Here is a 12,715-nt window from a genome sequence, read left to right as displayed (position 1 = left end):
CTGATGGCCAGGGCTGGTCAACGCGGGGCTTGTCAAGCGCATCGCTGCACCTCAAGCCCCCTCCCTCAGGAGGGGGTCGTTGACAGGATCTCCTCCAGGGCGGCGCGGAACGCCGCCATCTCCTCTGTCGTTCCGATGGACACTCTCAGCCAGCCGGGCGGTCCCACCTCGCGGATCAGCACCCCGCGCTCCAGCAGGCCCTGCCACACCGCGCGCCGGTCCGGGAACAGCCCGAACAGCACGAAGTTGGCGTCCGAGTCGGCGACCTTCAGCCCCCGGGCGCGCAACCAGTCCACCACGGCGTCGCGCTCGGCCCGCAGCTCGTCGACGGCGCCGAGCAGTTCGGCGCGGTGGGCGAGCGCGACGCGCGCCGCCGTCTGGGTGAGCGTGGACAGGTGGTAGGGCAGGCGGACCAGCAGCAACGCCTCGACCACCGCCGGATGGGCGGCCAGGTAACCGAGCCGGGTGCCGGCCATGGCGAACGCCTTGGACATCGTCCGCGTGACGATCAGCCGGGGGTTGTCCGGCAGCAGGGTCAGCGCCGACGGGGTGCCGGTACGGGCGAACTCGAAGTAGGCCTCGTCCACCACCACCATGCCCGGCGCCGCCTCGACGATCCGGGCGATCACCTCCGGGTCCAGGGCGGTACCGGTCGGGTTGTTGGGCGAGGTCAGGAAGACGACGTCGGGCCGGTGCTCCTCGATCGCGGCGACCGCCTTGCCCGGGTCGATCCCGAAGTCGTCCTCACGCGCCCCGGAGATCCACTCGGTCGAGGCGCCGGTGGTGATGATCGGGTGCATCGAGTAGGACGGCTCGAAGCCCATCGCGGCGCGGCCGTGGCCGCCGAAGGCCTGCAGGATCTGCTGGAGCACCTCGTTGGAGCCGTTGGCGGCCCAGACCTGCTCCACGGCGAGGCCGTGACCGAGATAGCCCGCCAGCTCCCGACGCAGGTCGAGCGCGTCGCGGTCGGGGTAGCGGTTGAGGTCGGCGGTGACGCCCCGTACGGCCTCCGCCAGCTCGGCGACCAGCGAGGCCGAGGGCCCGTAGGGGTTCTCGTTGGTGTTGAGCCTCACCGGGACGTCGATCTGGGGGGCACCGTACGGCGTGCGCCCCCGGAGATCGTCTCGGATCGGCAGGTCTTCGAGCTTCACGACGGGATCTCCACCTCGAACCGGAAAGGGAAGGGCACTCACTAGGGCACCTCCCAGGCGAACCGCGCCCTGATCGCCGCGCCGTGCGCCGGCAGGTCCTCGGTGTCGGCCAGCACGCACACGTGGGCGGCGGCACCGGCCAGCGCCTCACGGCTGTAGTCGACGACGTGCACCCCGCGCAGGAACGTCTGCACCGACAGTCCCGACGAGTGGCAGGCGCAGCCGCCGGTGGGCAGCACGTGGTTGGAACCGGCCATGTAGTCGCCCAGCGAGACCGGCGCGTACGCCCCGACGAAGATCGCCCCGGCGTTGCGGACCCGGGCGGCCAGCGCGGACGCCTCCGCGGCGTGGATCTCCAGGTGCTCGGCGGCGTAGGCGTCGACGACGCGCAGCCCCGCCTCCATGTCGTCGACCAGCAGGATGCCGGACTGGCGCCCGGAGAGCGCCTCGGTGATCCGCTCGGTGTGCTTGGTGGCGGCGACCTGCCGGGGCAGCTCCCGCTCGACGGCCTCGGCCAGCTCCATCGAGTCGGTGACCAGCACGGCGGCGGCGATCGTGTCGTGCTCGGCCTGGCTGATCAGGTCGGCGGCGACGTGCACCGGGTTGGCCGTGGAGTCGGCGAGGATCGCGATCTCGGTCGGACCCGCCTCGGAGTCGATGCCGATACGACCCTTGAGCAGGCGCTTGGCCGCGGCGACCCAGATGTTGCCGGGGCCGGTGACCATGGTGACCGGCGGGCACTCCTCGGTGCCGTAGGCGAACATCGCCACCGCCTGGGCGCCGCCGACCGCGTAGACCTCGTCCACGCCGAGCAGCGCGCACGCCGCCAGGATGGCCGGGTGCGGCAGGCCGCCGAACTCGCGCTGCGCGGGCGAGGAGACCGCCAGGGAGGCCACCCCCGCCTCCTGGGCCGGGACGACGTTCATGACCACGCTGGAGGGGTAGACCGCCCGGCCGCCGGGGACGTACAGCCCCACCCGGTCGACGGGCACCCAGCGCTCGGTGACGGTGCCGCCCGGCACGACCTGGGTGGTGACGTCGGTGCGCCGCTGGTCACGGTGGACGAGGCGGGCGCGGCGGATCGACTCCTCCAGGGCCGCCCTGACCTTCGGGTCGAGCCCCTGCAGCGCCCCGGAGATCGCCTCGGCCGACACCCGGGTGGACTCCAGCTCGACGCCGTCGAACCTGGCGGTCAGCTCCCGCACCGCGGCGGCCCCACGATGATGCACGTCGTCGCAGATGGGCCGCACCTTCTCCAGGGCGGCTTCGACGTCGAGGTCGGCGCGGGGCAGCACGTCGCGAAGGTCCTCGGGCAGAGGGCCTCGCAGGTCGGTACGCGAAATCACTCGTTCAGTCTACGGAGGTCCGCCACCCGGTATCGTCGCGTCCATTATCCGGACAGTGCCTTTACTATGTAGATTTTAACCAGCCGCTACGCTCTCCCCGTGAGCAAGAGCAAGAGCAAGGGCGGTCAGGGAACCCCCGCGACCGTGGCCCTGACCCAGGCGGGAGCCGACTTCACCCTGCACCCCTACGAGCACGACGCGAACGCGCAGGCCTACGGCGAGGAGGCGGCGGACGCCCTCGGCGTGCCGTACGGGCAGATCTTCAAGACCCTGGTGGCCGAGGTGGAGGGCGGGCTGGCCGTCGCGGTGGTGCCGGTGGCGGGCAAACTCGATCTCAAGGCGTTCGCGGCGGCGCTGAGCAGCAAGCGGGCCGCGATGGCCGACGCGGCCAAGGTGGAGCGGGTGACCGGCTACGTGGTCGGCGGCATCAGCCCGCTGGGACAGCGCAAGCGCCTGCCGACCGTGGTCGACGCCTCCGCGCTGGACTTTCCGACGATCTACTTCTCCGCCGGCCGGCGCGGGCTGCAGATCGAGACCTCCCCCTCGGAGCTGGTACGCCTCACCGGAGCCGTCACCGCGCCCATCGGCAAGAGCGGCTAGCGAAGGCTTTCCGCCGGAGGGGAGCCGGCCAGGCCCCGGCCCGCCGCACAAGGTGGGCCGGAGGTCCCCGGGCGGTCCTGTCGAAGGTTGCCGAGGCGGCACGCGGCGACGTTCGGCCAGACTCTTCTGCGACAGGCCGTACCGATCGGGGGACAGATGCACTACCTGACCGCTACCGAGATGCTCGAACTGCTGCGCACCAGGCAGGTCAGCGCGGTCGAGCTGCTGGAGGCGCACCTGCGGCGGATCGAGGAGGTCAACCCGGCGGTCAACGCGATCGTCACGCTGACCGCCGAACGCGCCAGGCGGGAGGCGGAGGAGGCCGACCGGGACCTGGCCCGCGGCCACTGGCGGGGACCGCTGCACGGGCTGCCGGTCGCGCACAAGGACCTGGCCGACACCGCGGGGATCCGCACCACGTACGGCTCGCCGCTCTTCGCCGACCACGTCCCCGACACCGACGCGCCGATCGTGCGGCGGATGCGCGAGGCCGGGGCGATCACGGTCGGCAAGACCAACACCCCGGAGTTCGGCACCGGCTCGCACACCGTGAACGAGATCTTCGGCGCCACCCGCAACCCCTACGACCCGACCAGGTCGGCCGGGGGCAGCAGTGGCGGGGCCGCCGCCGCGCTGGCCACCGGCATGGTGGCGCTGGCCGACGGCTCCGACATGGGCGGCTCGCTGCGCAACCCCGCCTCCTTCTGCAACGTGGCGGGGCTGCGGCCCACCCCCGGGCGGGTGCCGGCGCCGTCGGCCGTCGCGGCCTGGTTCACCCTCGGCGTGCCGGGGCCGATGGCCCGTACCGCCGGGGACCTGGCGCTGCTGATGAGCGCGATCGCCGGGTTCGACGCCTCCTCCCCCCTGTCGATCGCCGAGAGCGGCACCGTCTTCGCCGGGCCGCTGGAGGCGGACCTGACCGGGCTGCGCGTGGCCTGGAGCCCGGACCTGGGCGGGCTGCCCGTCGACGCGGAGACCGCCAAGGTCACCGCGGACGCCCCGGCCGTGCTCGCGGAGCTGGGCGCGCGGGTGGAGCGGGTGGAGCTGGACCTGTCGGACGCCGAGGACGCCTTCCGGATCTACCGGGCGTGGTACTACGCGCTCTGCTACGGCGACCTGCCGCAGGAGCGCCTGGGGGCGAACGTGCGCTGGAACGTCGAGCGGGGCCGCGAGGTGACCGGGGCCGACCTGGCCCGCGCCGAACGGCTGCGCAGCGGGCTCTACCGGCGGATGGACGCCTTCTTCGACGAGTACGACTTCCTGATCGCCCCGGTCAGTCAGGTACCGCCGTTCCCGGTGGACGCCCCGCACGTCTCGGAGATCAACGGGCAGGCGCTGCCCGACTACCTGGCGTGGATGCGCTCGGCCTACTGGATCAGTGTGCTGCACGCACCGGCGGCGTCGGTGCCGTGCGGGTTCACCTCGGACGGGCTGCCGGTGGGTGTGCAGATCGTCGGGCGCCCCTTCGCCGACATGGCGGTGCTCCGGCTGGCCCACGCCTTCGAGCGCGCCACCGGGCACGGCGCGCGCAGGCCGCCCCGCTGACCGCGGCCGCCGCGCCTACCGGCCGTCGATGTCGTGCGGCGGCAGCGGCCCGTAGGGGTCGCCGCCGAACGGATGGCGCAGCGGCGAGTCGCGGTAGCCCGCGACGCCCTCCAGGACGAAGAAGGCGCCGGCGGCCAGCGTCGGCCACGCGTACAGCACGCCCCTGGCGGTCAGCGCCAGCGGCCCCGGGACCAGCGGCACGGAGCTCCCCGAGGCGACGACGCTCACCGCGCCGAGGTTGGCCGCCTCGCCGACCAGCAGCGTGAGGTGCGCGCCGAGCAGGCCGCCCGCGGCCAGGCCCACCACCACCGGCAGCGGGCGGCCCCCGCGCGACACGCCGTAGCCGATGACCCCGCAGACCAGCCCGAGCACGCCCGTGATGACGGCGAACCAGCCGTCGGCGGCGATCAGCGCCTGCGTGGAGGGATCGGCCAGCAGCGGCCCCTTGCCCGTCATGACGTACGGGGGGCGCGGCGCGGCCAGCGACCACAGGATCCCGGCGCCGGCTCCGGCCAGGGCGAGCACCAGCACGGTGATCACGAAGTCACGCACAGCGCGCACCACGGCCCCCTCACCCTCTGTGCAGATGTGCCCGATGTTACCCATCCGCCCGCCCGGCGCCACCCGAGGTCCCGACCGAATCCCGTTACGCTTACGGGGTGAACGAAGAGGCATGGTTGATCGAACCCTCCGGGCCGCTCCGCGGTGACGTCGAGGTCCGCGGCTCCAAGAACGGCGTCTCCAAGCACATGGTCGCCGCGATGCTCGGCACCGGTGAGAGCACGATCCAGAACGCCCCGGACGTGGGCGAGGTGGGGATCACCGCGCAGATGCTGAGGGCGCTCGGCATCGACGTGGAGATCAGCTCCGGGGAGATCACCGTCGCTCCCGGAGAGCAGGTCAACCCGCACGTCCCGGCGGCGTTCACCGGCCTCAACCGGATCCCGATCCTGATGCTGGGCCCGCTGCTGCACCTGGCGGGCGAGGCGTTCGTGCCGCTGGTCGGCGGCGACCCGATCGGCCGCCGGCCCGTCGACTTCCACGTCGAGGCGCTGCGCGCGATGGGCGCCGAGGTCGAGGTGAGCGACACCGGCGTGTACGCCAAGGCCAAACGGCTGCGCGGCACCCGGCTCGAACTGCCCTACCCCAGCGTCGGCGCCACCGAGACGATCCTGATGTCCGCGGTGCTGGCCGAGGGCAAGACCGTGCTGAAGGGCGCGGCGATGGAGCCCGAGGTGGTGGAGCTCGCCCTGTTCCTGCAGCGCATGGGCGCGCGCATAGAGCTGAGCCCGGACCGGCGCATCGTGATCGAGGGGGTGGAGCGCCTGCACGGCGCCTCCACCTGGCTCAACGGGGACCGTATCGAGGCGTTCTCCTACCTGGCGGCCGGTCTGATCACCGGCGGCCAGGTACGGGTGCACGGCTGCCCGCAGGACCGGCTGGTCACCGCGATCACCACCCTGGCCAGGATGGGCGCCGAGGTCGACATCACCGACGACTACCTGTCGGCGTCGGCGCCGCACGGGCTGCGGGCCGCCGCGGTGCAGACCGACACGCACCCGGGGTTCATGACCGACTGGCAGACGCCCCTGATGGTGCTGTTCACCCAGGCCCAGGGCATGTCGGTGCTGCACGAGACCGTGTTCGAGAACCGCCTGGTCTACGTGCCCGCCCTGCAGAAGATGGGCTGCGAGATCGAGGTGTTCGACGTCTGCCTGGGCGGCCCGGCCTGCCGCTACCACGACACCAACGCCAAGCACTCGGCGGTCGTGCGCGGCGTGTCCAGGCTGAGCGGCGCCGACGTGACGCTGCCCGACATCCGGGCCGGGTTCTCCGCCGTGCTGGCCGCGGCCGCCGCGGAGGGTGTCTCCACGCTGCGCGGGGTGCACCACATCGAGCGGGGCTACCACCGGCCGTTCGAGCAGTTCGCCTCTCTCGGGCTGAAGATCAGTCGAGAAAAGGTGCAGGACGGGTAAGGATTGGCAACCGGGTGTTTATGGGTGATCATCCGGTTGCACGTTACCTTGTGTGACATCGCACCCGGAGGTGAGACGCGGACCCGGCGCGTGCCTGCGCGTTCTGGCGGCCTGCGGGGTGCTCGGCGGGCTGCTGGCCGCCCTGGCCGCGCTGCCGCTGGTCGGCACGGTGGGGATCACCGTCAACAACGTCACGAGAACCCTGACTGACCTGCCGCCGAGCCCCCGGGAGAACCCGCTCGCCCAGCGCACCGTGCTCCTGGACCGGAACGGCAGGCGGTTCGCCCAGTTCTACACGGAGAATCGGACCGTCGTACGACTCGACCAGGTCGCCCCCGTCATGCGTGAGGCGATCGTGGCGATCGAGGACTCGCGCTTCTACGAGCACGCGGGCCTGGACGTCAAGGGCACCCTGCGCGCCCTGGTGACCAACACCAAGGCGGGCGGGGTGCGCCAGGGCGGCTCCTCGCTCACCCAGCAGCTCGTGAAGAACATCCTGGTCGAGAACTCCGAGACCGAGACCGAACGCGCCCAGGCCCGCGCGCCCAGTATCCAGCGCAAGATCACCGAGCTGCGGTACGCGCTGGCGATGGAGAAGAAGTACACCAAGGCCGAGATCCTGGAGCGCTACCTCAACATCGCCTATTTCGGCGCGGGGGCCTTCGGGGTGGAGGCCGCCGCCCAGCGGTTCTTCTCGGTCGCGGCCTCCCGGCTGACCCTGGCGCAGGCGGCGACACTGGCCGGCGCGGTCCGCACCCCGTACGCCACGGACCCGTCGCTGGACGCGGCGCGCAGGAAGAGGCTGCGAGAGCGCAGGGACATCGTCCTGGAGCGGATGGCCCAGCTGTCGTACGTCCCCCGGCCCCAGGCGGAGGCCGCCATGAGACGGCCGCTGAACCTCCGGCTGCAGCCGCAGCCCGGCGGCTGCGACGGGAGCGTCTATCCCTACTTCTGCCTGTACGTGCACAGGGAGCTGCTGACCAACCCGGTCTTCGGCCACAGCCGCGCGGAGCGGGAGCGCCGCCTGGCCAGGGGCGGGCTGGTGCTCCGCACCACCCTGGCGCCGAGGGCCCAGCGGGCCGCGGAACGCGCCATCGCCGCGCGCGTCGGCACCAAGGACACCGAGGTCGCCGCCGAGGCCATGATCCAGCCTGGCACCGGGCGGATCCGGGCCATGGCGGCGAGCAAGAAGTACGGTCTCAACAGCGGCAACAGGAACAACGGCCCCCGCACCACCTACAACCTGGTCGCCGACACCGCGCACGGAGGCGGCCAGGGATTCCAGGCCGGGTCGACGTTCAAGGTGTTCACCCTGGCGACCGCGCTCGGCCAGGGCTGGCGGTTCGACCAGGGGTTCATGACGCCCGGCAGTTTCGTGCCCGACAGCGGTTTCAGGGACTGCCGGGGCCGCAAGGTCAACGACCCCGGCGCGGAGATCTTCAACGCGAGCGGCGAAGGCAAGGGCGGCCCGCAGAGCCTGTCCACCGGCACCTGGAAGTCGGTGAACATCTTCTACATGATGCTGGAGCAGCGGGTGGGCCTGTGCCCGGTCGTCAGGACCGCCAAGGCGATGGGCATCGCCCGCGCCGACGGCGCCCCGCTGCGGGAGGTGCCGACCTTCACCCTGGGGGTGAACGAGATGGACCCGGTGACCGTGGCGGCGGCGTTCGCCGCGTTCGGGGCGCGGGGCCGCTACTGCCGTCCGCTGTCCATCGTCGAGATCGTCGAGCGGAACGGCAGGCACTTCCGCGTCCCGCCCAGTTGCGCGCAGGCGATCGAGCGCGACGTGGCCGACGCGGTCAACTACCTGCTGTCCGGGGTGTTCACCAAGGGCACCATGACCGGTCAGAGCATCGGCCGCCCGGCGGCGGGCAAGACCGGCACCAACAACGGCTACACGTCGGCCTGGTTCGCCGGCTACACCCCCGACCTGGCCGCGGCGGTCAGCGTGGGCGACATCCGCGGCTCCTACCGCTACCCGCTGCGCGACGTCGAGATCGGCGGCGAGTACTACGGAGCGGTCCAGGGTGCCTCCCTGCCGGGGCCGATCTGGGTGTCGTCCATGTCCGCCGCCCTGCGGGACGTCTCGCCGCGTTCCTTCCACCAGCCGGACATGGGCCGTTTCGGCGGTGGGTTCACCCCGGGCCTGAAGGAGGCCGAGGAGGCCGAGAAGGCCAAGCGCCGTAATGGGGGGCGCCGTGACGGGGAGGACGCCCACGCGGACGGGCCCCGCCGGCCTCGCGGTTTCTTCCGGAACCGCGGTTTCCCCCGGGACCACGGCTTCCCTCGGGACCACGGCTTCCCCCGGGCCGCGGCCTCGGAGGATCACGACGAGGAAAGAGGAGGCGGCCTGCCGCCCGGCGACGCGTGGTAGGACCGGCCCAGGTCGTCCGGCCGCCGCCGGACGACCTGGGCCTGGCCGGTCGTGGTCACCGGAACACGACCGGGGACGACGCCCCCCTCACCAGCGGGGCCGGGGCACCGGATCCGTCGGCGGGGACCGACCAGACGTCCGGCCCCTTGGCGTACATCACGGTACGCCCGTCGAGCCACGCGACCTGGTCGTCGATGCTCGCGGTCTCGGCCAGCGGTGTCTCCCGCATCGTCGACAGCTCCAGCAGGTGGAGCCGCCACATCCGGCGCGGGTCGGCGGAGACCCGCTTCTTGAACACCAGCCGGGTCCCGTCGGGAGACAGCGACGGGCACTCGGCGTTCTCCCTGAGCGCCCGCACCCGCCAGTCGGCGTAGTCGCCCTCGACGAGATAGGTCCTCCCGCCGGTGGCGAGGGTCGCGTAGAACCGGTTGTCGTCGGCGGCGAAGGTCACCCCCCAGTAGTTCACGTCGACCGCGTGGTGACGGCGGCCGTTCAGGGTCAGCGGGATGTCCTCCATGTTGGTCACGGCATAGCCGGTGCGGGTGTCGAGGATCCCCGTCCAGGTGGAGAAGCCGCCCTCGTTGTAGGAGTCGCCGGTGACGAACACGGTCCACGACGCCATCCGGCCGCTCTGCGACATCCGCGCCCGGTTCGGGATCCCGGCCAGCCTGATCCGCCGGGTCTCCCGCATGGAGCGGTCGAGGATCACCGCGTCCGTGCTGACCAGCGCCCCGGGCCTGGCGACCAGGCAGATCGAGGTGCCACCCGCCGTGGAGAACCGGTCACAGACCGGACCCGCGGCGGCGGGCAGGGCCGAGGTGTCGCCGAGCGGCACCCCGGCGACCTGGCCGGCGGCCGTACGGAACATCAGCCGCCCGGGACGGAGTACTCCGCCGTCCGCCGCCGGGGCCGAGACCGGGACGGGGTCGCGGCGTGCGGCCCAGGCCGCGTAGCCGGCCGCCGTGCCGCCGAGGACGGCCACCGCGACGAGCAGCGCCGGCAGGCGCCTGACCGGGGTCACGACCGCCTCCCCGCCCGAAGTGGCGACACCGGGAGCGACATCACAGGTACCTCCTCATCACGAACCAGGCGCCGGGCACGCAGGCCGCGAGGCCCGCCGCCATGACGGCCAGTCCCTGGGTGCTTCCCCACGCCGTCCAGACGGCGCCGAACAGGACGGATGACAGCAACCGGGCCGTCGCCTGACCGGTCTGGAGCAGGGCCAGGCCGCTCGTACGCAGGTGCTCGGGGAGCATCGGCCCGGCCACGGCCATCAGCACGCCGTCGGTCGCGGCGTAGAAGGTCCCGTGCAGGATCAGCACCGCGACGAGCCATCCCGGTCCGAGCAGCACGAGGTAGGCGACGATCAGGGCGGCGTGCCCGGCCAGGAAGACCGGCACCCGGCCCAGCCGGTCCGCGAGCCGCCCGACGGGCACGGCCAGCAGCAGGTAGACGGCGGCCGTGCCGATCGACAACAGCGGGAAGTACACCGCGTCGATCCCGCCGCGCCTCTGCAGCAGCAGGTAGACGAACGCGTCCCCGACGGTGACCAGGCCGAGAACCGCGGCCACCACGCACACCCGCCGGAACGCCGCGTCGCGCAGCAGTCCCAGCGCGGCGCGCGGCGAGGTGGCCGGGCGCGGGGCGGACAGCGGGGTGCGCCGGTCACGGACGTACATGACCAGCAGCAGCACGCCGAGCGCGGCCACGCAGAAGCTGACCACGAACACCGCGTCGTAGGCCCCGCCGGTGCCCGTCAGGACGGCGAACGCCACCAGCGGGCCGAGCAGCGCGCCGACGGTGTCCATGGCCCGGTGCACGCCGAACGCCTGACCGAGCTTGCCGGCCGGGACGCTCAGCGAGATCAGCGCGTCACGCGGGGCCGTGCGCAGTCCCTTGCCGGTCCTGTCGACGGCGATCACCGCGCTCAGCGCCGCGACCGAGCCGCCCGCCGCCGGCAGGGCCGGCTTGCAGAGCGCGGACAGCCCGTACCCGATCCCGGCGATGAGTTTGCGCCGCTGCCACCGGTCGGCGAGGTTGCCCCCGGCGAGGCGGACCAGCGCCGTCACGCCGAAGGAGAGCCCGTCGAGCAGGCCGAACTGCAACGGGCTGAGACCGAGGAAGAGCGTCAGGTAGAGCGGCAGCACGGCCGTGACCATCTCCGAGGAGATGTCGGTGACCAGGCTGACCGCCCCGAGCGCGAACACGTTCCCGGGGACGGCCCGGGAGAACCGGGGCCGCGGACGTGCTCCGTCCGCGGTCCGGCTTGCCGAGACGTACATCTAGTGGCAGGCGTAGGTGGGGCCGGTGTCCTTGACCGAACCGTCGGTGCCGATCAGCTGCCAGGAGAACGCGGCCGGGGCGAAGGTCATCTTGACCACGCCGTAGACGTCCACCAGCCGCTTCTGGCTGTTGGGCTGGACGTTCGTGATCCCGTACGGTGAGGCGCCGCCCATGCCGCCGAGGATCTCCACCATGCCCTTGGGGTCGGCCTGGGCGTCGGGGTTCTGCGGGGCGAACCGTTCGTAGTGGTGGTCGTGGCCGTTGAGCACCAGGTCGGCTCCGGCGGCATAGAGGATCTTCCAGACCGGCTTGCCGACCGGGTCGTTGCCGTGCTCGCCGGAGCTGAACAGCGGGTGGTGCCAGTAGGCGGCGATACAGCCCTTGGTGTTCGCGGCCAGGTCGGCCTTGAGCCAGTTGATCTGGGCCGTCTGGTCGAAGTAGTTGGAGTCAAGGGCGATGAAGTGCCAGTTGCCCCGGTCGTAGCTGTAGTAGGTCTTGCCCTGCGGGGTGGCGATGGAGCCGAAGTAGCCCTTGTATCCCGCGTAGGTCCCGGCCGGGTCGTAGGTCTCGTGGTTGCCGACGGCGGGGCGCGTCTTGCTCTTGAACTTGCCCCACGTCTTGTCGTAGTAGTTCTGGAAGTCCGAGAGCCGGGCGTCGTCGTACTGGTTGTCGCCCATGGTGATGACGAACTCGGGGTTCATCGCCTGGACCTGTGCCGCCGTCTTGGGGTGGGCGCAGGAGCTGGAGCTCGCGGTGCACTGGGCCGCGATGTCACCGGCGGCCGCGACGACGAAGGTGTCGCCCGGAGTCACCGTCGGGGTGGGGCCGGGGGTGGAGGTGCCGCCGCCGAACACCTGGAACTCGTACAGGGAGTAGCCGTAGGAGGTGCCCCTGACCGTGCCGTGCATGCGGACGTAGCGCCCGGAGCCCGACAGGCCGGTCAGGTCGTCCTGGCCGCCGTCGCCGCTGCTCGTGGAGTAGACGGTGGTCCAGTTCGCGGCGTCGTCGGAGACCTGGATCGTGTACGCCTTGCCGTAGGCGGCCTCCCAGAACAGCTTGACCCGGGAGATCGGGGAGATCACCCCCAGGTCGACGCGGATCCACTGGGGATCGCTGCCCTCCAGGGAGGCCCAGCGGGTCGAGGTGAGGTCGCCGTCGACCGCCTTGCCCGAGCTGTAGGAGGAGCCCTCCTTGGACGAGGAGGAGGCGGGCCTGCCCTGCGACAGCAGGGTCTCGGCGGCTTCGGCGCGGCCGGTGGTGACCAGGACCCCGGCGAGGAGGACGGTGACCGCAGAGAGGATGAGAAGGAGGCGGTGGGGGGCGGGGTGAGGCGTGCTTGATGACACGTGCTTGTCTCCTGTGGGGGCTAGAGACGACGATCACGACGCCCGTCGCGGCGCCGTGCACAACGTGGCCGGGGCAGCACGATCCCTCGCTGAG

10 protein-coding genes are annotated in these 12,715 nt (G+C 72.2%); 4 read left to right on the top strand and 6 right to left on the bottom strand.

All coding sequences use genetic code 11. The features are described from left to right. Positions 1–65: 65 nt before the first annotated feature. Together AB0K21_RS12420 and hisD are read right to left on the bottom strand one after the other, a co-directional pair. Positions 66–1,151, bottom strand: a complete 1,086-nt coding sequence (locus tag AB0K21_RS12420; protein WP_343968640.1) for a histidinol-phosphate transaminase — start codon at positions 1,149–1,151, stop codon at positions 66–68. 41 nt (positions 1,152–1,192) lie between these two features. Continuing rightward, positions 1,193–2,497 carry a histidinol dehydrogenase gene (gene hisD, locus AB0K21_RS12415; RefSeq protein WP_343968638.1) on the bottom strand — a complete coding sequence of 435 codons (1,305 nt, stop codon included), beginning with the start codon at positions 2,495–2,497 and terminating at the stop codon, positions 1,193–1,195. A gap of 99 nt (positions 2,498–2,596) precedes the next feature. On the opposite strand from hisD, the gene ybaK reads away from it, so the two are divergent. Both ybaK and AB0K21_RS12405 read left to right on the top strand, forming a co-directional pair. Continuing rightward, positions 2,597–3,097 carry a Cys-tRNA(Pro) deacylase gene (gene ybaK, locus AB0K21_RS12410; protein ID WP_343968636.1) on the top strand — a complete coding sequence of 167 codons (501 nt, stop codon included), beginning with the start codon at positions 2,597–2,599 and terminating at the stop codon, positions 3,095–3,097. A gap of 87 nt (positions 3,098–3,184) precedes the next feature. Further along, entirely contained in the window at positions 3,185–4,642 is a 1,458-nt protein-coding gene (locus AB0K21_RS12405) for an amidase (protein ID WP_343968634.1), read from the top strand. Positions 4,643–4,657: 15 nt separating this feature from the next. Here AB0K21_RS12405 and AB0K21_RS12400 read toward each other — a convergent pair whose 3' ends face one another. Then, positions 4,658–5,203, bottom strand: a complete 546-nt coding sequence (locus AB0K21_RS12400) for a hypothetical protein (RefSeq protein ID WP_364149540.1) — start codon at positions 5,201–5,203, stop codon at positions 4,658–4,660. Positions 5,204–5,301: 98 nt separating this feature from the next. On the opposite strand from AB0K21_RS12400, the gene murA reads away from it, so the two are divergent. Continuing rightward, positions 5,302–6,618: a UDP-N-acetylglucosamine 1-carboxyvinyltransferase gene (gene murA / locus AB0K21_RS12395; RefSeq protein WP_343968630.1), complete on the top strand. Its 1,317-nt coding sequence runs from the start codon at positions 5,302–5,304 to the stop codon at positions 6,616–6,618. Between the two features lie 70 nt (positions 6,619–6,688). Beyond that, positions 6,689–8,992 (top strand): transglycosylase domain-containing protein, encoded by a 2,304-nt coding sequence (locus AB0K21_RS12390; protein ID WP_364149537.1) that lies wholly within the window; start codon positions 6,689–6,691, stop codon positions 8,990–8,992. A gap of 55 nt (positions 8,993–9,047) precedes the next feature. Here AB0K21_RS12390 and AB0K21_RS12385 read toward each other — a convergent pair whose 3' ends face one another. The 3 genes from AB0K21_RS12385 to AB0K21_RS12375 form a co-directional block, all read right to left on the bottom strand. Continuing rightward, positions 9,048–10,013, bottom strand: coding sequence for a hypothetical protein (locus tag AB0K21_RS12385; RefSeq protein WP_364149535.1), 966 nt, complete (start codon positions 10,011–10,013; stop codon positions 9,048–9,050). A gap of 40 nt (positions 10,014–10,053) precedes the next feature. After that, positions 10,054–11,199: an MFS transporter gene (locus AB0K21_RS12380; RefSeq protein WP_343968624.1), complete on the bottom strand. Its 1,146-nt coding sequence runs from the start codon at positions 11,197–11,199 to the stop codon at positions 10,054–10,056. A gap of 75 nt (positions 11,200–11,274) precedes the next feature. Next, on the bottom strand, positions 11,275–12,621 hold the full coding sequence (locus AB0K21_RS12375; RefSeq protein ID WP_343968622.1) for a discoidin domain-containing protein: 1,347 nt from the start codon (positions 12,619–12,621) through the stop codon (positions 11,275–11,277). Positions 12,622–12,715: the final 94 nt, after the last annotated feature.

It is taken from the genome of Streptosporangium sp. NPDC049248 (assembly GCF_040678965.1).
GTDB classification, from domain to species: domain Bacteria; phylum Actinomycetota; class Actinomycetes; order Streptosporangiales; family Streptosporangiaceae; genus Streptosporangium; species Streptosporangium fukuiense.
This window is presented reverse-complemented; position numbering and strand designations above follow the sequence as displayed.